16 protein-coding genes and 1 pseudogene are annotated in these 24,995 nt (G+C 56.5%); 10 read left to right on the top strand and 7 right to left on the bottom strand.

What is annotated here, in order from left to right; translation table 11 throughout:
* The first annotated feature begins 174 nt into the window (after positions 1–174).
* Genes I6L45_RS15120 through araA form a run of 3 tightly spaced genes read left to right on the top strand, consistent with a single transcriptional unit; the run spans position 175 to position 4,061 of the window.
* Positions 175–1,851: a ribulokinase gene (locus tag I6L45_RS15120; protein WP_216982513.1), complete on the top strand. Its 1,677-nt coding sequence runs from the start codon at positions 175–177 to the stop codon at positions 1,849–1,851.
* Positions 1,848–2,546: an L-ribulose-5-phosphate 4-epimerase gene (locus I6L45_RS15115; RefSeq protein WP_216982512.1), complete on the top strand. Its 699-nt coding sequence runs from the start codon at positions 1,848–1,850 to the stop codon at positions 2,544–2,546. The genes I6L45_RS15120 and I6L45_RS15115 overlap by 4 nt, the downstream gene beginning before the upstream one ends.
* A 15-nt stretch (positions 2,547–2,561) precedes the next feature.
* Positions 2,562–4,061 (top strand): L-arabinose isomerase, encoded by a 1,500-nt coding sequence (gene araA, locus I6L45_RS15110; protein WP_216982511.1) that lies wholly within the window; start codon positions 2,562–2,564, stop codon positions 4,059–4,061.
* 60 nt (positions 4,062–4,121) lie between these two features.
* Here araA and I6L45_RS15105 read toward each other — a convergent pair whose 3' ends face one another.
* Entirely contained in the window at positions 4,122–5,012 is an 891-nt protein-coding gene (locus tag I6L45_RS15105; RefSeq protein ID WP_134696873.1) for a LysR family transcriptional regulator, read from the bottom strand.
* A 115-nt stretch (positions 5,013–5,127) separates the two neighbouring features.
* Here I6L45_RS15105 and I6L45_RS15100 point away from each other — a divergent pair, with 115 nt between their 5' ends.
* From I6L45_RS15100 to I6L45_RS15085, 4 genes are all read left to right on the top strand, one after another.
* Entirely contained in the window at positions 5,128–6,279 is a 1,152-nt protein-coding gene (locus tag I6L45_RS15100; RefSeq protein WP_134696872.1) for a methionine aminotransferase, read from the top strand.
* Positions 6,280–6,287: 8 nt separating this feature from the next.
* Positions 6,288–7,103 (top strand): carbon-nitrogen hydrolase family protein, encoded by an 816-nt coding sequence (locus I6L45_RS15095; RefSeq protein ID WP_216982510.1) that lies wholly within the window; start codon positions 6,288–6,290, stop codon positions 7,101–7,103.
* Positions 7,104–7,154: 51 nt separating this feature from the next.
* A complete protein-coding gene (locus I6L45_RS15090) occupies positions 7,155–7,925 on the top strand; it encodes an ABC transporter substrate-binding protein (protein WP_134696870.1) in 771 nt (256 codons plus the stop codon).
* A gap of 193 nt (positions 7,926–8,118) precedes the next feature.
* On the top strand, positions 8,119–8,829 hold the full coding sequence (locus I6L45_RS15085; protein ID WP_216982509.1) for a metallophosphoesterase: 711 nt from the start codon (positions 8,119–8,121) through the stop codon (positions 8,827–8,829).
* Between the two features lie 517 nt (positions 8,830–9,346).
* Here the strand turns inward: I6L45_RS15085 and I6L45_RS20105 are convergent.
* Complete coding sequence (locus tag I6L45_RS20105; RefSeq protein WP_254204333.1) at positions 9,347–9,988, bottom strand: ADP-ribosylglycohydrolase; 642 nt, start codon at positions 9,986–9,988, stop codon at positions 9,347–9,349.
* 6 nt (positions 9,989–9,994) lie between these two features.
* The gene (locus I6L45_RS15075) at positions 9,995–10,285 is read right to left on the bottom strand and encodes a DUF4258 domain-containing protein (RefSeq protein WP_005300164.1); all 291 of its coding nucleotides are present in this window, start codon (positions 10,283–10,285) and stop codon (positions 9,995–9,997) included.
* A 100-nt stretch (positions 10,286–10,385) separates the two neighbouring features.
* Between I6L45_RS15075 and I6L45_RS15070 the strand changes: the two genes are divergently transcribed.
* From I6L45_RS15070 to I6L45_RS15060, 3 genes and pseudogenes are all read left to right on the top strand, one after another.
* Positions 10,386–11,309: a WYL domain-containing protein gene (locus tag I6L45_RS15070; RefSeq protein WP_216982508.1), complete on the top strand. Its 924-nt coding sequence runs from the start codon at positions 10,386–10,388 to the stop codon at positions 11,307–11,309.
* Between the two features lie 176 nt (positions 11,310–11,485).
* A pseudogene (locus I6L45_RS15065) lies at positions 11,486–12,634 on the top strand (IS3 family transposase).
* A 1,232-nt stretch (positions 12,635–13,866) separates the two neighbouring features.
* Positions 13,867–14,025: a hypothetical protein gene (locus I6L45_RS15060; RefSeq protein WP_162901958.1), complete on the top strand. Its 159-nt coding sequence runs from the start codon at positions 13,867–13,869 to the stop codon at positions 14,023–14,025.
* 137 nt (positions 14,026–14,162) lie between these two features.
* Here the strand turns inward: I6L45_RS15060 and I6L45_RS15055 are convergent, their stop codons facing one another.
* The 4 genes from I6L45_RS15055 to hhe are packed head-to-tail and all read right to left on the bottom strand — an operon-like array spanning position 14,163 to position 24,798.
* Positions 14,163–15,227, bottom strand: coding sequence for a hypothetical protein (locus I6L45_RS15055; RefSeq protein ID WP_216982507.1), 1,065 nt, complete (start codon positions 15,225–15,227; stop codon positions 14,163–14,165).
* A complete protein-coding gene (locus I6L45_RS15050; protein WP_216982506.1) occupies positions 15,228–15,941 on the bottom strand; it encodes a M48 family metallopeptidase in 714 nt (237 codons plus the stop codon).
* A complete protein-coding gene (locus I6L45_RS15045; RefSeq protein WP_216982505.1) occupies positions 15,941–19,045 on the bottom strand; it encodes a type I restriction endonuclease subunit R in 3,105 nt (1,034 codons plus the stop codon). The genes I6L45_RS15050 and I6L45_RS15045 overlap by 1 nt, the downstream gene beginning before the upstream one ends.
* A 17-nt stretch (positions 19,046–19,062) precedes the next feature.
* Positions 19,063–24,798: a DUF4011 domain-containing anti-phage protein Hhe gene (gene hhe, locus I6L45_RS15040; RefSeq protein ID WP_216982504.1), complete on the bottom strand. Its 5,736-nt coding sequence runs from the start codon at positions 24,796–24,798 to the stop codon at positions 19,063–19,065.
* Between the last annotated feature and the right edge of the window lie 197 nt (positions 24,799–24,995).

Below are 24,995 nucleotides of genomic sequence, written 5' to 3'. Positions count from 1 at the left end.
CCATTTCGTCCATGGAATTAGCAATTTCGTCACATATTGAATTTTCGATGGTCGTCACCCTCTCTTGCTGACAGCGTTAAAATCCATATTTACAGCAGCCGATGGCTAACCGCCCCTCCCCCCCATCTCCTATGGTTCCTCCCCAGTTACCCCCATTGATGGTCAGGAGCACTTATGTCTGAGCACATCGTCATCGGACTCGATTTCGGCAGCGACTCGGTCAGGGCACTCGCCGTGCGCTGCCAGGATGGCGCCGAGCTGGCGACCCACGTCGTCTATTACCCCCGCTGGCAGGCAGGTCTCTACTGCCAGCCGGTCAACAACCAGTTCCGCCACCACCCCCTCGACTACCTGGAATCCATGGAGCAGGCGGTGGTGGCGGTGGTGAGCCAGCTCACCCCGGGCCAGCGCGCCGCCGTGCGCGGCATCGGGGTGGACAGCACGGGCTCCACCCCCGCCCCCATCGATGAGGAGGGCCGGGTGCTGGCCCTGCGTCCGGAGTTTGCCGACAACCCCAACGCCATGTTCGTGCTGTGGAAGGATCACACCGCCATTGAGGAGGCGGAGGCCATCACCGCCCTGTGCCACGGCGGCCAGTTCCCCGACTACAGCCGCTACATCGGCGGCATCTACTCCTCCGAGTGGTTCTGGGCCAAGCTCCTGCACGTCTCTCGAGCCGATGCCGCCGTGCGCGCCGCCGCCTGCAACTGGGTCGAACTGTGCGACTGGGTGCCCGCCATCCTGAGCGGCACCCAGGCTCCGGCCACCCTCAAGCGCGGTCGCTGCGCCGCCGGCCACAAGTCCCTCTGGCACCCGAGCTGGGGCGGCCTGCCCCCCGCCGACTTCCTCAACGCCCTGGATCCGTTGTTGACCGAGGATCTCGACTATCCCCTCTTTACCGACAGCTGGACCGCCGATCTGCCGGTCGGCACCCTGACGCCCGAATGGGCGGAGCGGCTGCACCTCTCCTGCGAGGTGGTGATCGCCGGCGGCGCCTTCGACTGCCACATGGGGGCGGTGGGAGCCGGGGCCGGCAACAATGCCCTGGTCAAGGTGATAGGCACCTCCACCTGCGACATTCTGATCGCCGACGAAGCCACCATAGGCGATCGGGCCATTGCCGGGATCTGCGGCCAGGTGGATGGCAGCGTGGTGCCGGGCATGGTGGGGCTGGAGGCGGGACAATCGGCGTTCGGTGACATCTATGCCTGGTATCAGCGCCAGCTCGGCTGGCCCCTTGACAGCCTCGCCGCCCAGTATCCGGAGCTTCGCACCGCCATCGAGGCCCACAAGCGGGAGCTGCTACCCAGCCTCGCCGCCGCCTGGGAGCAGCAGCGCGATCTCGCCCACCTCCCGGTGGTGCTCGACTGGTTCAACGGCCGCCGCACCCCTTATGCCAACCAGCGCCTGCAGGGCACCCTCACGGGGATCAACCTCGGCACCGATGCCCCCGATCTCTTCGGCGCCCTGGTGGCCTCCACCGCCTTCGGCGCCCGCAGCATCATGGAGTGTTTGACCCACCAGCAGGTGCCGGTGGAGCAGGTGATCGCGCTCGGCGGCATCGCCCGCAAGTCCACCACCGTGATGCAGACCTGCGCCGACGTCATGAACAGGCCCATCCAGGTAGTGGCCTCGGATCAGTGCTGCGCCCTGGGGGCGGCCATCTTCGCCGCCGTGGCGGCCGGGATCCATCCCGATGTGGCCGAGGCCCAGCGCCACATGGCGAGCGCCGTGGAGCGCACCCACCAACCGCAGCCCGAGCGGGTCGCCGAGTACGAGCGCCTCTACCAGCGCTACCTCGCCTGGGGCGCCGCCGCCGAGCCCCTCTACAACCGGGGGGGACAGGCATGAACCTCAAGATCCTCAAGGAGCAGGTGCTCGCCGCCAACCTGGATCTGCCGCGCCACGGCCTGGTGACCTTCACCTGGGGCAACGTGAGCGGCATAGACCGGGAACAAGGCCTGGTGGTGATAAAACCGAGCGGCGTCAGCTACGAGCGGATGCGAGTCGAGGACATGGTGGTGCTGGATCTCGCCGGCAAGCAGGTTGAGGGGGACCTTCGCCCCTCCTCCGACACCGCCACCCACCTGGTGCTCTATCGCGCCTATCCCGAGCTTGGCGGCGTGGTGCACACCCACTCCACCCATGCCACCGCCTGGGCCCAGGCGGGGCGCCCCATCCCCATTTTCGGCACCACCCAGGCCGACTACTTTCACGGCGAGATCCCCTGCTCCCGCCTGCTCACCCCGGGAGAGGTCGAGGAGGACTACGAGGGGCTGACCGGTCATCTCATCGTCGAAACCCTCAAACAGACCCCCATCCTCACCATGCCGGGGGTGCTGGTGGCCAACCACGGCCCCTTCAGCTGGGGCAAGAGCGCCGAGGACGCGGTACACAATGCCGTGGTGCTGGAAGAGGTGGCCCGCATGGCCTGGCTCACCGGCCAGATCAACCCGGGAGCCCGCCCCCTGCCCGATTACCTGCTGGAGAAGCACTACCAGCGCAAGCATGGCAAACACGCCTATTACGGCCAGACAAAAGCCTAACGAGAGGACACCAAGATGGAATTGATGAAACAGCTGGAAGTGTGGTTCCTGGTCGGCAGCCAGCACCTATATGGCGCCACCACATTGAAGCAGGTGGCCGATCACGCCCACACCATCACCAGCCAGCTCAACGAGGGGGCGGGTTTGCCCCTCAAGATAGTGCTCAAACCCACCGGCACCACACTGGATGAAATCAGCGCGGTGGCCCGGGATGCGAACCACGACGAGCGCTGCGTCGGGCTCATGGTGTGGATGCACACCTTCTCCCCCGCCAAGATGTGGATCCCGGCCCTCAGCCAGCTGCAAAAGCCCCTGCTGCAGTTCCACACCCAGTTCAACCGGGATCTCCCTTGGAGCGAGATCGACATGGACTTCATGAACCTGAACCAGACCGCCCACGGCGGGCGCGAGTTCGGCTTCATGGGGGCCCGCCTGCGCCTGCCCCGCACCGTGGTGGTGGGTCACTGGCAGGAGGAAGAGGCCAGGCAGAAGATAGGCAACTGGATGCGGGTCGCCGCCGCCATCCACGACAGCCGCCACCTCAAGATCGCCCGATTTGGCGACAACATGCGCAACGTGGCGGTCACCGAGGGCGACAAGATTGAGGCCCAGATCCAGTTCGGCTATCAGGTGAACTACCACCCGGTGGGGGATCTGGTGAAGGTGATCGACGCCGTGCCCGACAGCGACATCGAGGCGCTGCTGGCCGAATATGAGGCGACCTACACCCTGACCGAGGCGGTGCAGGCGGGCGGCCCGCTGCGTGCCTCCCTGTATGAGGCGGCGCGCCAGGAGCTGGGGATGAAGAAGTTCCTCACCGACGGCGGCTTCGGCGCCTTCACCACCACCTTCGAGGATCTCTATGGCCTGCACCAGCTGCCGGGCCTCGCCTGCCAGCGCCTGATGCAGCAAGGCTTCGGCTTCGGGGCGGAAGGGGACTGGAAGACGGCGGCCCTGCTGCGCACCCTCAAGGTGATGGGGGCTGGCCTGCCGGGGGGCACCTCCTTCATGGAGGACTACACCTACCACCTGGAGACGGGCAACAACCTGGTGCTGGGGGCCCACATGCTGGAGGTCTGCCCCTCCATTGCCGCCGGCAAACCCGTGCTGGACGCCCAGCACCTGGGGATTGGCAAGAAGGCCGATCCGGCCCGCCTGCTGTTTGCGGCGCCAGCCGGCAAGGCGGTCAACGCCAGCCTCATCGACATGGGCAACCGCTTCCGTCTGGTGGTCAATCAGCTGGAGGTGGTGGACTTGCCACAGGCCATGCCGAAACTCCCGGTGGCCAGCGCCCTGTGGAAACCCCTGCCTGATCTGCAGACCAGCGCCGAAGCCTGGATCCTGGCGGGCGCGGCCCACCACGCCGTCTTCACCCAGGCGGTGGACATCGAGCAGCTGCGCACCTTCGCCGACATCCTGGGCATCGAGTTCGTGGTGATCGACGAGCACACTCGCATCCCCGTGCTCAAGGAGCAGCTGCGCTGGAACGAGGTCTACTACAAGATCTGCAACTGACCCCTTCCCGTCACCCCACGAAACAGCCCCGCCCGCGGGGCTGTCTCTTTTTCTGGCCTGTCAGGGCTGGGCGCCCCCCGCCAGCAGCCAGTGACAGACCCTCTCCACCCCGTGGCGCTGGCTGTCGGGGCGGGCGATCAGGGCGTATTCGTGATCCGTCTCCAGCACGGGGGCGAAGGGGGCCACCAGGGCGCCACTCTCCAGCTCCTCGGCCACTATGGTGGGATCCCCGAGGGAGAGGCCAAACCCCTGCAACGCGGCATTCATCGCCAAGTCCAGGGTATCGAACAGCTGCCCTCCCTGAGGCTGCCAGGGGGTCGCGATGAAGGTGGCAAACCAGTTGCGCCAGTCCCGGCGATCCACGCTGGCATGGATCAGGGGGAGCAAGGGGAGCTCCTCTAGGGAGCGCTCGAACAGACGGTGCTTGGCGGCAAACGCCGGGGCGCAGACCGGGGTCAACCGCTCCCGAAACAGAGGCTGGCTGTTGGGATAACGCCCCAGGCAGGGCTGGTAGACAATGGCGAGATCGAACGGCTCCCGGGAGAAGTCGATGCCGTGGTGGTGGCTGCCGCGCACCTCCACCGCCTCCCCCTCGAACGCCTGCAGCCGCCGCAGCAGCCAGCGGCTGGCGCAGGAGGGCACCTTGATGCTGATGGCCTGCTCGTGGGGCAGGGCCTGCAGGGCGCTGAGCCCCTCCCCCATGCGCACCAGCCCCTCCCGGATGAAGGGCAGCAGGCGCTCGGCGGCCGGGGTCAGGGTCAGGCTGCGGGTGCCGCGCACGAACAGCAGGTGTCCCAGTCGCGCCTCCAGCTGGGCGATCTGCTTGCTCACGGCCCCCTGGCTGACGCACAGCTCGTCGGCGGCCAGGGTGAAGCTCAAGTGACGGGCGGCGCACTCGAAGACCTGCAAACCGTAGAGGGGCAGCTGGGTGCGCGGCGGGGTGAACAACATGACAAGCCTCCATGCTTGAGAAAAACTCATGCATACCATGCCGAATAATCCGTTGTCCGGCAAGCGCTCAGGGGGCTAAAAAAGGACCTCATTCCCACACTCAGGTGACGGCGCCATGTCCATCCCCCAGGTTTCCAGCAAACTGCCCCAGGTGGGCACCACCATCTTCACCGTGATCGGGGATCTGGCCGCCCGCCACCCCAGCATCAACCTCTCCCAGGGGGCGCCGAGTTTCCCCTGCGATCCCGAGCTCATCCGGGTGACCCACGAGGCCATGCTGGCCGGCGAGAACCAGTACGCCCCCATGACCGGGCTGCCCGCCCTGCGCGAACAACTGGTGGCCAAGATTGCGACCAGCTACGGCCACCACTATGACGCGGGCGAGGAGATCACCATCACCGCCAGCGCCAGCGAGGCCCTGTTCTGCGCCATCACCGCCCTGGTTCACCCCGGTGACGAGGTGATCATGTTCGAGCCGGCGTTCGACAGCTACCGCCCCATGATCCAGCTGCAGGGAGCCACCCCTGTGGTGATCGCCCTCAAGGCACCGGACTTTGCCATCCCCTGGGACGAGGTGGCCGCCCGCATCACTCCGCGCACCCGCATGATAGTGCTCAACACTCCCCACAATCCGACCGGCACCGTCTGGCAGGCAGGGGATCAGGAGCACCTTGCCCGCCTGGTGCGCGGCACCGACATCCTGATCCTCTCGGACGAGGTCTACGAGCACGTGGTGTTCGACGGCGCCCTGCACCAGAGCGTCATCCGTTACCCGGAGCTGGTGGAGCGCTCGGTCGCCGTCTTCTCCTTCGGCAAGACCTTCCACGTCACCGGCTGGCGCGTGGGGTACTGCGTGGCCCCCCGTCCCCTGATGGAGGAGATCCGCAAGGTGCACCAGTTCGCCATGTTCGCCGCCGACACCCCCATGCAGTACGGCTTCGCCCACCTGTTGCAGCAACCGGCCCACTACCAGGGGCTGGCGGCCTTCTACCAGCGCAAGCGCGACTTGCTGGCCTCGGCCCTGGCGGATTCGCGCCTGACCCTGCTCCCCTCGGCGGGCAGCTTCTTCATGCTGGCCAGCTACGAGCGCATCAGCGACGAGCCGGACAGCCTGTTCGTGCAGCGGCTGATCCGCGATCACGGGGTCGCCACCATCCCCGTCTCCGCCTTCTATCACGACGGCACGGATCAACGTGTCATCCGCCTCTCCTTCTCCAAGGATGACGACACCCTGCTGGCGGGCGCCGAGCGCCTGTGCCGCGTCTAGGAGGCCACATGGACAGCGTACGCGTCGCCGTGCTGCAGATGGTCTCCGGGGATGACCTCGACCACAACCTGACCCAGGCCGAGGTGCTGCTGCGCCAGGCGGCGGCCGAGGGAGCCGAGTTCGCCCAGTTGCCCGAGTACTTCTACCTGATGCCAGAAGATGAGCGGGCACGGGTCGCCCTGGCCGCCCCCGTCGGCGATCACCCCCTGCTGGCCTGGGTACAGGGGCTGGCCCGGGAACTCGGGATCTGGATCCTGGCCGGCACATTGCCGCTGGCCAGCCACGAGCCCGGCAAGATGCACAACAGCAGCCTGCTCGTCGACCCCGAGGGCAACCTGGCCTGCCGCTACGACAAGCTGCATCTGTTTGGCTTTTGCACCGGGCAGGAGCAGTATGACGAGGCCGCGACCATGACCCCGGGGGAGGCGGTGGTGAGCCATCCCCTGCCCTGGGGGCTGCTGCGCCTCGGGATCTGCTACGACCTGCGCTTCCCGGAGCTGTTCCGGCTGGGGCCGGCCCCCGATCTCATCGCCCTGCCCGCCGCCTTCACCCACACCACGGGGCTCGCGCACTGGGAGCTGCTGCTGCGGGCCCGGGCAGTGGAGAACCTGGCCTTCGTGCTGGCCTCGGCTCAGGGGGGACACCACCCCGGTGGGCGGCGCACCTTCGGCCACAGCATGATCATCGATCCCTGGGGCCGGGTATTGGCCCGGGTCGAGGAGGGTCAGGGCATGGCCATCGCCACCCTGGATCTGGCGGCCCAGCGCACGGTGCGCAGCCAGCTGCCGGCTCTCGCCCATCGCAAGATAGCCGTCGGCCCCTAGGCCGACATCCGTTACGACCATCGACATGACGCCACACTCAAGGGACTGACTATGAAACTCAACACCGCAATGATGCTGGTGGCCCTGGCCACCACAGGCCAGGCCGCCGCCAAACCCCTGGTGATCGCCACCGACGCCACCTATCCCCCCTTCGAAATGGTCGACAGCAGCGGCAAGCTCGGCGGCTTCGAGGTCGAGCTGGCCTACGCCCTGTGCGAGGCCATGAAGACCGAGTGCGAGGTGATCAACCAGCCCTGGGATGCCCTGCTCCCCGGCCTGCAGGTGCGCAAGTACGACGCCATCATGTCCTCCATGAACATCACCGACGAGCGGCGCCAGAAGGTGGACTTCAGCCAGGTCTACTACATGATGCAGAACCGCTTCGTGGGGCGCAGCGACAAGGCCGCCGACTTCGCCGACGAGCCGGCGCACTTCAAGGACAAGGTGATCGCGGTGCAGGAGGGCACGCCCCAGGACAACTTCGTCACCGCCCGCTACGGCGACGTGGCCAAGATCAAGCGCTACGTCAACGCCCAGTCCCCCATGCTGGATCTGCAGTCCGGCCGCGCCGACTACACCTTCGGCAACATGGTGCAGTTGAAGGTCGGCTTCCTCGACAAGGAGATGGGCAAGCAGTTCGCCTTCGTCGGTCCCCAGTTCAACGGCACCCAGGACAAGATCCTGGGCGAAGGGGTCGCGGTGGCCCTGCGCAAGCACGACGACAAGCTCAAGGCTCGCTTCGATGCCGCCATCGACAGCGTCAAGGCCGACGGCACCTTCGACACCCTGCTCAAGAAGTACCAGCTCGAAGACCTGCTCTGATCCCGGAATCCGTCGTCCATCAAAAATGCCAGTCGACATCGACTGGCATTTTTTATCCCGGGTGTTCCGCTGACACAGGCCCCCCTCCCCTTCAAGGTTCTGGCAGAGCGTGCCATGCTCCCTGTATTCCTGCGCCGTTCACGCCGCGTCGCGCATCCGCGCTCCACACACTGCGCAGGCAAGGAGGCAAGCCATGACCCCGTCCCCCCTCATCCGCCGCTTTTCCCCCAATCTTCTGGGGCGCGATCTGGCGGTGGGCGATATCCACGGCTACTTTGCGCTGTTGCAGCAGGCACTGGACAGCATCGACTTCAACCCCGAGCGGGATCGCCTCTTCAGTGTGGGAGATCTGACCGATCGCGGGCCCGAGTGCGCCAAGGCCCTGGACTGGCTGGCACGCCCCTGGTTCCACCCGGTGTGCGGCAATCACGACGACTACGTCTGCCGCCATGAGAGCTGCGATCGGGAAAACTGGATCCAGAATGGCGGAGGGTGGTTTGCGCAGCTGAGCCAGGACAAGCAGGCCCTGTTCGCCGCCTGCTACCGCACCCTGCCCCTCGCCATCGAGGTGCAGACCCGCCGCGGGCCCGTCGGCCTGCTCCACGCCGATTGCCCCTTCCCCACCTGGCAAGGCCTGCTGGACCGGCTGGAGGCGGGGGTCGGCGGCGGGACGCTTCGGGCCATCAAGAACGTCAGCCTCTGGTCACGGCGCCGCATCGAGCTGCTGGACGAGAGCGGCATCGAGGATCTGGTCGCCCTGGTGGTGGGCCACACCCCGGTGAGCGTCCCGGTGCGCCTTGGCAATGTCTACTACATCGACACCGGCGGCTGGTATCCCCACGCGGGCGGCTATTTCACCCTGCTGGACCTGGACAGCCTGACCCCCCTCTTTCCCGAGCGGTAGAGGCCGGACCATCGCCAGGTCGCGCCACGCTGCTCGTTAAACCGCCAGGCAGGCGTACCGGACTTCGCTCTGCCTGCGCTATGGTTTACCATGCTAGCAACTGCGGTGCATGGCACCCCCACCTTGGCGCCTGACGCCTCCGTCACCGGATACCCCATCTCGAACAACATGAGCAACACAGCGCACCCGGGCAGCGGGCCCACCTTCTACTTCCATGTTTTGCAATATGTGTTTTTTAATGAACTGATTTATAAAGGTTTATGGTTCTTACGCTGATGAGCGCGGTACACAATTGGGACATGATGAAATTTGAGGACCATTGCTACAGATAGTAACGGTGTTCGTTTGAGCAACTGAACAGCCAGGACTTCATCCACTTTGGCCGCAAAAAACAAGTAAGGCCAGTCCAGCTGTTTCATGTGTGAAACACAACATGCAGAAGTTCGTGGTCATAAACTGCATAAGTTCAATTTACAGTTATATTTCAATACCTTGAAATAACATTCAAACAGCCTAATCAGCACCCAGCTGACTTGTTCATGTAGAAAGCCCCGGCCAGCAAACCATAGACCCCCCTTACTCGCTCATCCCGACCCAACAGCACGCCGAGCAATACTTCGCCGCTTTCCAAGGCGTCACCATGCCAGAAACACCAAAGGGCCGCTTCCACCACATCCAACCAACTGGCATGACCCAACTGATTACGTGACTTGCGCCGCCAGCTGCCGCGCACTACGGAACCGGTATTCGGGGATATGGCCGCCAGTGCCCGCTGCTCCATCACGCTAGGTGTGAGTCCATCCAGTTTGGTCTGACGGCTGTCACCCCCTCCCCGCAGCAATTTGTCGAGCAGCAGTGCCAGCAGGCGAAACGCGTCTTGATCTTCAAAACTTGCCTCTCTCCCCAGCAAGTCAGCAGCTCCGGCCATCAGTTGCTCACGCCCCTGGTATATGGGCAGTAACGTGCGATCCAGCCGATGTTGCTCGATATGGATCGCCAATGCGGTCACAACCGCCAGCGGTGATGCCCCACGAACTTGGTGAGCCCCCCTCTTGCCAAGTAAAGAGGTCAGTTCCGTGACTCGCTCAGCTGACAGCAGGCAAGCAATCCCCTTGATCAGGGGGGCATCCCCCTGACCCGGTACCAGATGTTGGTTCATAGTGCCTCAGTGGCGATCGCGTTTGAAATGGGTGGTTTTGTGGCCAACGGTGACAATCTCGCCGCCCTGCAGCACCAGATAGTGACGACGCAGACGCTGGCAGAATTCCGCTGGCAAGCCCCAGCTGGCTTGCAGCATTGCCAATCCTTTGCGATCGAGATAAACCAGTTCGCGCCCCTTGTGATAAGTAGAGCATCCGATGTTCAGGAGCACTTCTACAAGCTCGGGTGCGATGCCACGTTGCTGCATCCGGCATGACGCATGATGGCTATAGGTAGTATCCAGTTTACCGTTCATGACATTCTCCTTTGGTGCCGCTTTAGATGGACTCATTATATGTATCCTGTATACTCATGCCGATACTGGTTACATACACATGTCGCATTTTGGAGCACATATGACACCCAAAGAGCTCACCTGGGATCAAACCCTGCGTTTTCGCCTGCTGGAGATCGTCTTGTTGTGGGAAGGACGACTCACCACCAACCACCTGACAACCGTTTTCAATATCGGTCGCCAGCAAGCCTCGCGAGACATCAACCTCTACCTCAACGAATACGCACCTGACGGGCTGGTTTATGACAAGAGCCTGAAGGGATACAAACCAACCGACCAGTTTGTGCCCCGCTTTAGTGAAGGCAAGGTTGACGAGTATCTGATGCTGCTGCACCGGGAGAAGCAGCATCAGCGCCAGCACGAATCCGGGGTTCTGACCCTACCCTTGATGGATCTGCGCTACGGCCACATAGAGATCCTGGATGTGCCAAACCGACATATTGACCCGAAGATCGTACGTGGTTTGGTGCAAGCGGCTCGAGGCCAGTTACGGGTAGATGTGGACTATGTGTCACTGAGCTCAGAAGAGCAGAGCGGCCGCAATATCGTGCCTCATACCCTGGTTTATGACGGGATCCGCTGGCATGTGCGGGCCTATTGCGAGAAGAAAGGAGAATATCTGGACTTCGTGATGAGCCGCTTTCGTGGCGAACCTGACCTGCTGGATGCGTCACCCCATGGCAGGGAACTGGATCTGGAGTGGAACACCCAAGTCAGCGGCGTAGTCGTTCCCAATCCAAGTCTTAGTCAAGGTCAGCAAGCCATCATCGCCAGCGACTACGCCATGTCAGATGGCAAGTTATTGATCAGCCAGCGCATCCCTTTGATGCACTACGCATTGGAGCGGATGCAGGTGAGCTATAACGGCGAACACCAACAACATCCCCTGCTCTACCCGCTGGTGCTGGCCAATCGGGAGGAGCTCATCCAGCAAGGCTGTACCTTCAAACTCAAGAGTGCGGATTTGCAAGTGCTGCCACACTAGTGGCACTCCCTGTACTCATCACATCCGGCAAAGAGAACTCAACAAGAAGTGCTCCCGCCATGGCGGGAGCCTTTTCCAATCAAAGGCCCCAAACTACATAGTGCCAAGTGTAGTGGTCTAATCATCACGGACACCATTTTAGGTGGTACAGTCGCCACCATGACCAGAGGTGTTCAATGACAAGATTACGCCGCTCATTTACTGCTGAATTCAAACTCGAAGCCGCATCTCTGGTGCTCGACCAGGGATACTCCGTTCCCGAAGCGAGTCGTTCACTGGATGTCGGTGAAACCATACTTCGCCGCTGGGTTCAGCAGCTTCAATCCGAACGAACCGGCACCACCCCAATCAGCAAAGCGCTGATCCCGGAGCAGCAGAAAATCCAGGAGCTTGAAGCCCGCATCAATCGGCTCGAGCGCGAGAAGGACATTCTAAAAAAGGCTACGGCTCTCTTGATGACGGACGAGTTCACACGTACGTGCTGATAGACCGATTAAGAGAGCAAGCCCCCATCACTCTGGTCTGCTGCGCTTTCGATGTTCCAACATCCTGTTTTTACGACTATCTGACCTGCAAGCGGACGATTAACCGTGAGCGGATGCAGCAACGCAGCGAGTTGCGCCGTTTGTTAAAAGAAAGCCGCAACTCAGCGGGCAGCCGCGCCTTGATGTCGATGATGCGAGAGCTGGGGCATTAGATTGGCCGATTCAAAGTGCGCAGTCTGATGAAGGAAGCCGGTCTGGTATCCAAGCAACCGGGCGCTCATCGCTATCAGGTCGCCCGGTCTGAGCGACCGGATATCCCCAATCTGCTGGCCCGTGAATTTGATGTTCAGCAAGCCAATCAGGCGTGGTGTTGTGATATCACCTACGTCTGGGCCGCGTGTCGCTGGTATTACCTGGCTGCAGTGCTCGACCTACATACCCGGAGGGTCGTGGGCTGGGCGATGTCTGATAAGCCTGATGCAGAGCTGGCCATCAAAGCACTGGAGATGGCCTATCAGCAGCGGGGTTGCCCATCAGGCGTGCTGTGTCACTACGACCAGGGCAGCCAATATGGCAACTGGGCATTTCGGCAACGACTGTGGCGCTATCGCATGACCCAGAGCATGAGTCGGCGTGGCAACTGCTGGGATAACGCGCCGATGAGAGCCTGAAGTCAGAGTGGCTCCCGACAACGGGATATATGAACCTGCGGAAGACGAAGCGGAATATCAGCTATTACCTGATGGATGACTACAACTAGCGGCGACCGCATCAACACAATAAGGGGTATCGCCAGTGAAGGCCGAAAATAGGCTTAACCACGTGTCCGGATTTAGTTGACCACTACACATCCCTCTAAAAAAATATAACCAGACTACCAACCAATAAATATAAACAAGAAAATCGTGGGCTCCCTTCCCCATCGTGGACAAAATATTACGCAGCAATATAAAATCCATAAGCCACGCCATGACCATTAAAATACCATCCTCAATGCTGGCTAATGACAAGGTTTGCGTGATGGCATATGAAGGGGCATTGCCATAATATGGCAATTTTTATCGGAAATTTTTCTATGTTTTTGCATTCTTACATCTATGATTTTATCATGTACACAAACCCTACTAATTAAAAAATAGAACCTTAAAAAAACAATCTGTTAGGTTAATGAAACCACTATCTCAATGTCAAGAATCCGTGCCACAATATGGCAATTAGCATTTGGCGCTGCCATATAATGGCAGACACTTCTACACAACGCCTTGCTGAAGCTGCCTGCTACACAGATAACTCACGAAACCTATTAAAAGATGAGGTTAAAGTGAGTGTTTATGCAAAATACACCACTCCAACACTCACCTCCAAGCATTGTCCAACGAGAGTACAATGGGATACCATTAATTATAACCAGGCCACCCTGAAGGGTCTCAATGGAACCTTGTCATCATGGATGCTTTGCTATGCATAAGATGAAGTCTTCGACACCACCTTGATAGATGCTCAAAAAGCACATTTTTTCACTCCCCCCTTCATTTACGGCTTATACATCTTTATTTCAGGGTGATTAATCACCATATAGATAACCATATTAAATAATATTGAGAGATGGCTCACATGAACTTATTTGTTACAACCCGGCGGATAAGCATTTTATTTATCCATCAGATTAACGCTGACAGTTAAATAAAGTTAAGCTGGTTAGAAAACATAAATTCAACCTCTCTTTTTATTTTTAATAAAAATATAAACAAAACATAGTCATACCATGGAAAATAGATACGAAATTCATCAATACTGCATTCCCGTGAACACATTATCCAGACCTGTTAAACCTGGCGAACTCTTACGTAAACAGGCAAAAAGGTGGTGAACACAGGCCGCACAGATCTAGTTATCACCTGACATAGGCTAAACACATAGTCAATTTTTCGGCCACTACATCTCGGCATTCCAACTCCCCTCTGCACCATACCCTACAGAAATTTCCATTTTTTGCCCCCTGTCAGATGGCTTCATTTTTCATACATTGTCGTTATCCAGTACACCCACTGGAGATGACAAGGAGATCTATGATGAGCAACAGCAAAAAACCAATGACCACAGAAGCCGTATCTCGTATCCATAGTGCTGAAGCGCGGAGTAACGGAGGTGGTGTGAGTAAAGACAGTTTCACCGCTCGTGCACAAAAAACCGCTGCAGTCACCCCGCCAAAACCGGAAACTAAAAAGTAAGGAAACAACATGTCTAAAAAAGATGACGACGATAACCGCTCGCGTCAATTAAACCCCGAGCACGATGCCTACTGGCAGAGTCGGGGCTACGATGAGCACCCTGATGATGAAGATGATGAATGACTTTTTCAGGGAGCCTATGGCTCCCTGCTGCCTATAGCTTCATTATAAAATCGATTGTAATGGCTAAAACATGTAACAACTTCATGATCCAGTTCTGGATCACCCGTTACATGAATCCATCCAGATAATATATCCGCTACGCCCCACATCGGCTCACAATAGTGGAGAACTTCCTCGACATCAAAATCTTCTGTCTTGGCTAACTCTTCAAGTGCTCCACGTAACCATTCTCTAACCGTTTTAAATTTTATATTTCGTTTTCTTGCATAAAACTGACGTAAACTGGTTGCGATAGAATCTTCATTGCAACCCGCGTACTTGGCAAAAGCCTGATAGCCTATTGACTTGGATACAAAACGTTTCAGAAGAGGTTCAAACAATCCAGACCTATGAGGCACCCACTTATCTAGTGGGGATGTGGGCATCATTTTAAGAAATATCGATTGTTTGTGTTCCATCGACACATGGCGGTTAAAATCAGCATCAAACGCCGCTAGCATCTTAATAAAAAGATATATATTGAAATAATGTAGAGTTCTAAACAGGATCCTGTTTTGTTCAGGCCCCATGTTAAAATCTATATCATTGACTCGCAACTCTACATTCAACTCCATTAGACTAGTTCTCAGCCAGTCGTTCTCTAAAACTTTCTTGGCTCGACTTCTCCCACCAAGACCATCTAGGCTATCCAATAAAATCTGCAACTCACATAGGAAACATTCTGCTTGCGCACACGTTTGTGGGTAATAGCCTGTAATTTGAAGACCTTTGAATATGCTTGGCCATTTATAACGAATGGCAAATTGCGATATTAGTATGGGTTCAGATGGCGTATCAAAAAAATCAGCACTAACACCCCTAGCTACTGAGATATCCTTCAATCTTTGGATGAATTTTTCTGACTGAGTACTGTGGCACTCATCCCCTGATGATAAAAAATACTTGTTTAGTGTTTTGGCACATGGAGGATACAGCTTGTCTTTATTTATGCTAGGGGAAGTAAACACGCCTCGAAAAAATTCCCCTTGTGAAGGAAAACCAAGCCATTCGATAAACTGCGATGGGTCATAAAGAAACATTTAATACCCCCACCGGTTAAACGCCAGCGGCATTTTGTTTAGCTTCTCTCGGTGCTCTCTCCAATTTGGCAAGTGCAAATCCATCAGGGAGATAAATCGCTGGTTATGTTTTCGCTCTAAAAGATGCACCATCTCGTGAACAACAATAAATTCCAGACATTCAGGGGGCTTCTTGACCAACTCGAGGTTGATCCAGATGCGAGCAGTATCTGTTTTGCAGCTACCCCACATGGTCTTCATGCGTTTGATACCCACAAAGGAAGGTGACACCTTTAACGTCTCCTTCCACTTGGCGATAAGATCTGGCAAGCGCTGGCGTAGCAACTGGCGGTACCACTCAAGGAGCAACACCTCGCGGCGGTCTGCGTCATAGTGTGCAGGCACCCGCATACGGATCCAGCCACCCTGCAGCTTCACGCTGTGGGTGCCCTCGGTCGGGATCACATCCAATCGGTAGCCTCGCCCCCAAAGATAGTGAGTCTCTCCGCTACACATCTTGCGCTCGCTCTGACGCGGCTGTGCAACAAACGCAGCCTGCTGCTGCCGAATCCAGGCCAGTCTTCTCACCACTGCAACTCGAATGGCGGTATCTGACAAAGAAGCAGGAGCGGATACACGCACCCGTCCATCAGGGGGCAGCACATTGATGTGCAGATTTTTGATGCCTTTGCGCTGCAACTCGACAGTCAGCTCACCAAAGGTAACCAACGCCATCAATGGTACTCCGGCTGGGCTTTTACCAGAGTCATCACGTCTGCGACGGTCACATTGTACTCTTTGATCTCTTCGGCAATAGCAAAGGCAACCTCCCGCTCTTTGAAGCGATCACCGAGCCAGTCCGCCTTTTTGGTGTATCTGACGGCAGTATCGATCTTGGTCACCAGCACTTCATCACGGCCCAAATTGTCATATAGCGCACGCTTGGCCGAAGTATCGACACTCGCAGGATAGGTCTGTGCCCCCCCGCTGGCTGGACGTTTCACCTTCATGGCCAGCTCGCGCACCTTTTCCAGATACTCCTGGTAAGAGATAGCCTGAGAGCGACGCAGCTCAATCAGCTCATCGAGCAGCACCGACATCTTTTCGTAGTACTTGGGGTTAACCGGATTCTCGTCGACGATGGTCCGTCGCACGTTGTTTTCAATCGCCTCAGCCATGGCCTCGGGGTCTTTACGCAGCCCCTCGGGTGCCCCCTCAAGCCCTTCAGCACCCCGTTCGATGATCAGCTCCAACAGTCCCAGCTCTTCAAAGTCCATCAGGGTTTCACTGGGGTCGGCATCGATATAGAGATCCAGCATCTGCCGCATTGCCGGCTCGAACTGCTTCATATCGACGTGATCACTACTGGCTACTTTGATCATGTCGCGCACTTTGCTGTAGTGCTCCACCTCACGACGGATTGCAGCAACCTGGCTCGCGCTATAACCGGCCTCTTCCATCTCCCCCGCCAGCGCGGTAAACGCACGGATAAGCTTGGCGACGTATTGATAAAGGGTTAAACGCAGAGCCTCTTTGTCGAGCAGTTCATCCTCATCGGCTCCCGGAGCACAGCAGAAGTAATGCTGATAATCCAACTCTTCGCGGGGTGCCTTGACCGGTTCGCAGAGCGTTCGCACCGCCTCCAAGGCATCGTCAAGGTCTTGCTTCCCTTGTGCCAAGCGATCTTTCAGCAACCCAGCCACATCCTCCTTGTCATAACCCTCAAACGCCTCGGCCGTATAATCCTTGACGGTTTTCTCAAGAGAGCGGAACAAGTCCTTGTAATCGACGATATAGCCATACTCCTTATCGGCACCATCGAGCCGGTTGACCCGACAGATAGCTTGAAAAAGGTTGTGATCGGCCATCTTTTTATCGATGTAAAGGTAGGTCGCCGACGGCGCATCGAAACCGGTCAACAGCTTGTCCACGACAATCAGCAGCCGCATCCGACCAGGCTCCTTGATAAAGCGCTGTTTGACCGTTTTCTCAAACTCCTCCACCCGCTTGCCGGCCTCATCCTCGCTCTGGCTGAAAAAGTTCGCCAGCATCTTGCGATAGATATGGTATTTCGCCAGCTTTTCGGTCAACCCCGCACCGGTCGTCTGTCCTTTGATGTTACTGGCATTGGGCTGATAGCTGGTGATGATGGCACACTTGTCAGCAAATCCTGCCTGACTGAACAGCTCATAGCTTTTGCAAGCCTGATAGACACTGGAGCACACCAGCATGGCATTGCCACGACCATCCGCCAGGCGCTGTTTTCGGTCAAAATCGAGCAGGATATCGGCCACGATCTGCTCGAGTCGTGAGCGGCTCGAGAGCAGCTTCTGCATCGAGGCCCACTTCTCTTTTAACTGCTGGCGACCAAGTCGGGAGAGCGCCTTGGTCTTCACCTCGAACCATTCATCCACCTTGGCCTGGGACTTGACCCGTTGGTCAATGTCGCGGGCCTCATAACGCAAGTCCAGCACCACCCCATCGCTCACAGCCTCGTCAAACTTGTAGGTGTGGATGAAGGGGCCAAACACCTCTACCGACTTCTTCTTATCCTTCTTCATCAGGGGTGTGCCGGTGAAGCCAATAAAAAGTGCCTCGGGCAATATGCTCTTCATGGCCCCATGCAACTTGCCCGACTGGGTACGGTGGCACTCATCCACAAACACAAAGAGTTTGCCCTTGGCCGCAAAATCAGCCGGCAGGCTGGCTTTGAGCTCGGCGATAAATTCATCGTCATCTCGCTCAGCCGTCTCATCTTCTTCTTCCGTGTGTCGGCCAAATTTGTGTACCAAAGAGCAAAGCAGCCAAGGGTGTGCCTCGTTAAGACGGCGAACCAGATCGGCCCCACTCTTGGTACGCAGGATCTCCTCTTCAACCCCGGCAAATACCTTCTCTATCTGCTCGTCGAGCTCGGTACGGTCAGTGATGATCAAGACCCGACTGTCAGCGACATTCTCTCGGATCCACTTGGCCAGCCACACCATGGTCAGGCTTTTACCGCTGCCCTGGGTATGCCAGATGATCCCGCCCTCATGACGTTCAATAAACCGCTTGGCTGCCGTGATCCCGAAATACTGGTTATGGCGACAGGTTTTCTTAACCCCACTATCGAAGACAATAAAGTTGTGAATTAACTCAAGAAATCGCCCCTTCTCGCAGAGCTGGACCAGGTGGCGATCCAACGGATTTCCATCCTGCGAAGAGCCGGCCTCTTTCCACTCCAGATAATATTTCTCGGGGGTTTCGATGGTGCCGTACCGCAGGCCTTGGCTGTCGTTGCCTGCCATGAGCAACTGTTGGGTGGTGAAAAAATTGCGAATGAAATCCTGTTGCTGGTTATCGAGGTTTTGCCGGATCCCTTCACCGATAGAGACGGTGGATCGCTTGAGCTCGATCACCCCTAGCGCAATACCGTTGACGTAGAGCACCAGATCCGGCCGCTTGGTATTCTCCCCCGCGACCGTCACCTCCTCGGCGATGGCAAAGTCGTTAGCCTCAGGATTGGCCCAATCTACCAGCCAGACGGTCTGATTCTGCTCACCCGCCCCGACCTTCTCCTTCACGCCATAGCGCAACAGGCGGTAGACCTCTTTATTGGCATCATAGAGCTGACGCCCCTCCCCCAGGCTGGCCGCCCGCTCCAGCTGGCGCAGGACTCGGGGAATGAGCGCTTCATCCACCCCACTGCCCATCAACCAGTCAGTCAGCAGAGCAGGTTCGACATTGCGATTGTTGGGGCGGGTGTGCCAGTTACCCAAATAGCGATAGCCCAGATCCTCAATAAAAAACCTGACTACTCGTTGTTGGGTGGCGCGTTCACGTTGACCGACAGCTGTCACTGTTTAATTACCTCTGCTTATGCCAATCCAGGCTCGAACGTAGCATCATCAGCTTCAACATCAGCACCATCGATTAATGCCAGCACCTGATCAAGAAAACGTTGTGCTTCATGTACATCTGTTGCTTGCCGTAAGTAGTGTGGTATCCGCTCAACAAATTCGGAGCGTGATAGAGGCTGATGCTCAAGCAATGCCTCGAGCATGGCTGGCCGCAACAAACGGCGATCATCATCAACATCCGGTAGCGCAACAGCGATGACATGCTTGGCAAAATACCGAAGCTGTTCCTTGAGTCCCAGCTCTGGTATAGGAGATGTCTCTTGGTGATCCTCTGCCTCTGCAGAAGGCTCGCTCTCCTCCATATACTCATATGAAGGCATTGTAACCTCAGGCTCCAACGTCTTGAGCTGATGGAGTTTCCGGATAATCGGGGAGAGCACCTCGTCAGGATTACTGAACCAGTCTGTGGACCAGATGCGGCTAATTTTCCAACCTAAACGCTCCAGAACCTCCTGACGCAGCCGATCTCTGTCTCGGGCAGACTTGGCCGAGTGATAGGTAGCACCATCACACTCGATACCCATCAAGTACCGACCCGGACAGCCAGGGTCTTTCACCGCCAAATCAATAAAGAATCCGGCCACCCCGACCTGAGGCTCACACTCGAACCCGGCTTTCCTAAGCGCCGCCATTACGGCAACTTCGAAGTCGCTATCTGGTGCCTTCCCTGTATGGGTGATTTGTGAGTCCAGTGTTCCTTTTTCAGCAAACTGGAGGAAACCTCGCAAAGAAACGACTCCAAGTTTACTGGTCTCACTCGTCAGCACATCCTCTGAGCGCATCGAGCTGAAGACATGCATCCGCTTCTTCGAACGCGTGAAGAGTACGTTCAGACGGCGCCAGCCTACATCGGAATTTATTGGCCCAAAACGTTGATAAACCTTCCCACCATGTTCGGCAGGTCCATAGGTAAAGGAAATAAAGATCACATCGCGCTCGTCCCCCTGCACGTTCTCAAGGTTTTTAATGAAAAGCGGCTCTTCCATGGCATACAAACCATCGATAACACGATCGACTTCCGGCCTACTGCGGCGCAGTTCATCAATAGCACGTTCGATCTGGTCGCGCTGTTTTGAACTCATCGCAACTACACCGAGTGATTCACCCGGTCTGTGCTGCGCATGATGAAGCACAGCCTCTGCCACGGCCTGTGCCTCTTCGATGTTATGCTGGTTGGAGAAACGTCCTTTCGAAACATAGGTAAATTTGATCCCATACTCCGGAGACTCCGCATAAGGAGAGGGGAATATCACCAGATCGCTGTTATAAAAATGGCGGTTGGAGTAGGCGATCAGCTTCTCGTGCCGGGAACGATAGTGCCAACGCAAACGCCGCATGGGGAACAGCGGCAATGCGGCATCCAGGATACTGTCCGTATCGCTGAGCGCGGCGGCATCATCGTCATCCTCACTCTCCACACTTCGATCAAAGAAACTGGTTGGCGGCAACTGCTTGGGATCCCCCACCACCACCAATTGCTTGCCCCTGGCGATAACTCCCAACGCATCCTCTGGCTTTACCTGGGATGCTTCATCCATTACCACCAAGTCGAATTCCATCCGTCCAGGTTCAAGGTAATGAGCTGCGGACATTGGCCCCATCATGAAACAGGGCTTTATAGCAACCAGAGCACTACAGGCTCGGTTGACCAACTGCCGAATTGGAATATGTCTTGCTTTTTTGCCCAGCTCATTCTTGATCAGTGCCAGTTCGGTGTATTCACTCTTCTTACCTCCCGCGTTTCCCTCCGGGACATGGCGACGAGCAATCTGCGCAGCAATGCGCTGACGCTGCAACGTAATCAGCTTTTTGTCGTACTCCTTGAATGATGCTTGCAAGGCATTGCGTTGGGTACCAGAGATCCTCATCAATTCAGGATGGGCCTGAATAACCTCGCGGGCCAACTGGTCATGGAGTGCCAAGGCCAAACCCAGTTCAATTTTTTCCACAGGGAGCGTTCCGGCAAGGACTGCAGACCAGATCCGTTGCAATCCACGTTCCTGCATCTGTTCGTAGCAACGAATAAAGTTGACCCACCCATTCAACCAGCGAGGCTGTTGAATCGCCTTTTCGTTCCGCTCCAGCAATGCGTTCAGTGAACAGTCTGTCGACTTGAGCCACTGACCGTTATCCAACATTGTTTCTTGTGCAAATCGCACAGCATGCTGCTCCTGGTCATGCCATTTCAGGCCAACTTCAGCACCATCACGGCAAAGTAACGCATACTCGCTCGCATTATCCAGATGCCTGATCCTGGTGGCCAAAGAGGCACACTTTATGTCTCCAACCAGTTGATCAGCCAGATTCAGCGTGTCGCCGATAATGGTTAGTGCCTGTCGATTATCTTTATTCAACCCAAAAGCCAACGGGACTGATTGCGCAAAGACACCCAACTCCGGTTTCTTATTTTCAAGGTCAATCTGCAAGGCAGACATTTTTTGCAAGAGATCGGAGAAATGTGTCATCTGACCCAGTGATACATCCGTATTGACAAACCACCCCTGTAAAGCAGTCAGCGTCGCTTGCACTTGTTGGCAAGCCTGTCTCAATGCTCCTTGTTCACCTAGCCAGACAGGATGATCTTTCAGTTGGTGGGCAATGCGCGGCAGCAACTTGGTCTCATTTTCTGCCTGCTTCACCAAGGCCATTATTTTCGTGCTGAACTGTGACTTCTCAATCTGATGGACGCCTTTAATGATTTCGCCATCCAGAGCCATCACATCAGAGCCTATCGCAACCCGCTTTCCAAAGCCGATGCCGTAACAAGCGCGGACCTGCTTGTACCAATCGCGCAATTGCATCAACTGCACGCAATCCGTGTCCAGTCCACGGTATGCGCTGCCGAGTTGATTACCGAAGGCTCTTTGCTCAAACCGCTGCAGTAACTCCGTGTACTTCACCAGGTTAGTTGACCAACGTTTCAACTCGGTAAACTTGGTTCCTGGCTGTCGAGACAACCCTGTGAGCAAGGCCTTGGCATTACGCCAATCACTCTTGAACCATGAGAAGAAACCACCCTGCTGAATAATCGCAACAGCACGAGCAAGTTGCTCTTGGGACGGTAGTCTGTCCAACTGATACAGCTCGGACAAGTTATCCCTGAGGGGACGCAACTCTTCAATCTGCTGAACCAGCTCGAGCAGTACAGCATCGAGGCCATCATCATCAAACAGTGGATCACGTACCCTGATGAGCTCTGCCGGCAAGGCCCCCACAATAGACAGCAATTCTGCACAGAATACCAAGCCAGGTTGGGTATCATTGATGTGTGCAGAGAGGCTGCCAGGTAACGCACTCTTGAAGTCGCTCAGCTGACCAGAGAGGGATGACAACTCATCTTCGATGCATCGAACAGACTCGAGCCACTTGATCAAGTCACGAAGAGAGAAATGTTCAGCAACACCGTACTTTGCCAACTCCTCACTGGGAAAGTCGCATTGCTCCCCTCGCTCTAATAGACGGAGTTTCTCGGGTTCAATGGCTTGACTCAAGGTGTCATAGTAGCCTTGAAGGGTGTCAAATCTCGCCAGATAGTGACGAACGCGTGCTATCGCATCCGAGGTATCCATCCCGGGAAGTGCGGCGAATAATTCCGATCCGCTCAAGCTAGGTAGATGCTTCTGATCCTGTACCAGTTGCTCAATATGGGAGAGCGTATCGAGCCCCTCACCTTCCAGAGCCCATTTGTCTAAAAAACCTTGATAATGATGATGAAAATGGAGGATAGACGCCTGCCAAGCTTGTAACAAATCAACTATACGAGCGCTGTCAAACAGCTGGATTTGGGTGTTATTCACACCACTCCAAGGGTGCTCATATATTTCTGCATCGGCCCCCACCTGCTCCCGCACCTCCTTGTAGATACGGCTAAACTCCACCACTTGGTCGCTCAGTCGTAGCTGAGCCACCTTGTCCAGTTTTTTACCAGATAAGTTCTCAATATGGAGTGCTGTTGCATCTATATCCAATTTGTGGCGATAGCGCGTCGCACCACTCAGGATCTGATGGATAGTCCTTCCCGTGAGCTCCCAAGGGGTGTTTATCAATGCTGCATATTCATTGAGCTGCCTCTTGAGCTCTTCATAACGCGTAATCTGGGCGTCAATTTCTTCCGTCGTCGGCATTGTTGCCTGACGCATCATGCGGGCTTCAATATCCTCCAGCACCTTACGCTTATGCGTCTTGTGGCTGTGCAACTCCAAGCAGAACTCACCCAGACCGGCGCGATCCAGACGACGCTTGACGACCTCCAAGGCCGCCATTTTCTCTGCCACGAACAGCACCTTCTTGCCATTGAGCAGGGCCGCAGCAATCAAGTTGGTAATCGTCTGTGATTTGCCGCTGCCGGGAGGGCCTTCAATGACCAGATTCTTCCCATGGATGGCATCGATCAACGCACTGTGTTGCGAACTATCCGCATCATCGATCAGCGGGATCTTGTCATGGATCCCAGGGTAACTATCGATGCAATACTCATGTTGGCTTAATCCACCTGTTGAGTCGGCATTGTTTTCGCCGCCCCCCTGACTGGTGAAAAAGCGACGGATCACCTCATGAGACAAAATGTTGCGTTTGTCCTGAGGCCAACGAGCAGGATCGAGATCCAGATACATCATCATCTTGCCAAAGTTGAGCAAGCTCAGCGCCCCGTAGCGTTTCACCGACCACCTGGGTTTATGCTTCCCAACGACTTTGGTCACCGCTGCGAGATAGGACTCAGGTGTCTGCTCTTCGTCAAACATAGGAAGAGCCAGCCCAAAGTCAGCCTGTAATTTCTCCTTCAAGGAGAGATTGGGCAGGATATCTTCACCCGTGTAATGGATCTGGTATTTGTAGAGGCCATCCTTGGGATCCAGCTTGCCACGCTCACATCGCACAGGAATAGTGAACAATGGGGCAAAGCGTGCTTTATCCGAAGTATCGCTCTCGTACCATTCGAGGAATCCCAGCGCCAGATACAGGATATTGGCGCCACTCTCTTCTATGGCCGTTTGAGCCTTGTTGTGGATGGCCCGCAGACGCGCCTCGAGCTCTCCGGGGAAGAGCAGAACCTGTATCCGCTTATCGTCATGACCGGGGTAGGATGGCGATATAGTGAGCGCCTTACCTATCTTGGCCTGACGTTCAAACTCCTCAAGCCCTTCATAACCCGCCAGATTGCAGGCTGTGGTCAGTTCTGACAAATTGAGGCCTTGTTTAATGTACTGGGTCCGAATACCGGTCAGTTTTCCATCTCTGGCCTGGCCATATTGATAGATAAACTCATGGGCCTGCTCCAGCAGTGGCCGGTTTACTTCTGAGGTAGGCACCCGCTGGCCAGTGGGTAAATCGAATTCGGTGCTGACCCCCAAAACCTGTGCCCAATCCTTGGCCGTCGGAAGGGCCCTTAGCTGGACATCCTTACCATCCTCACCAACCTTCAGATAGCCATGCTCCAACAGTTGTTGGCGGGTTGGTTCAGGGACTGGCGCAAACTCCATTGCGACTTCCGCGCAGAGTGTTTCATAGAGCTGCTCTGGCAGCTCATCAACAATACGCAGTGCGGAACCTTTATTGGTGAGGGGAAAGTTGAGCAGACGATTGCGAGAGGTGAGATCCAATAACTTCTTTCGCATCGCCTCAAGGGAGGTTAATACAAAAGGATCCACCCCCTCTATAACTCCACCTGTGGATGATGCTTCTACAACCGACATACAGCTCTCCAATTATTTTTTGAACTCTCAACCCAGGTCAACAAAAAGGCCACATTGAGTCCTCACAAAATCTATTTTTCAGTAATACTTAGCGGCGCATGATCGCCACTGATAATACAACCATCAACAACAAGGTCTCGATATTGCGGTTTTTCTGAATGGCGTTCCAGTGCCACAGACAGTGACCCCCATACCGC

The organism is Aeromonas sp. FDAARGOS 1415 (genome assembly GCF_019048365.1).
Classification (GTDB): domain Bacteria; phylum Pseudomonadota; class Gammaproteobacteria; order Enterobacterales; family Aeromonadaceae; genus Aeromonas; species Aeromonas taiwanensis.
The sequence above is the reverse complement of the archived record's forward strand: the minus strand, read 5'-3'. Positions and strand labels throughout refer to the sequence as shown.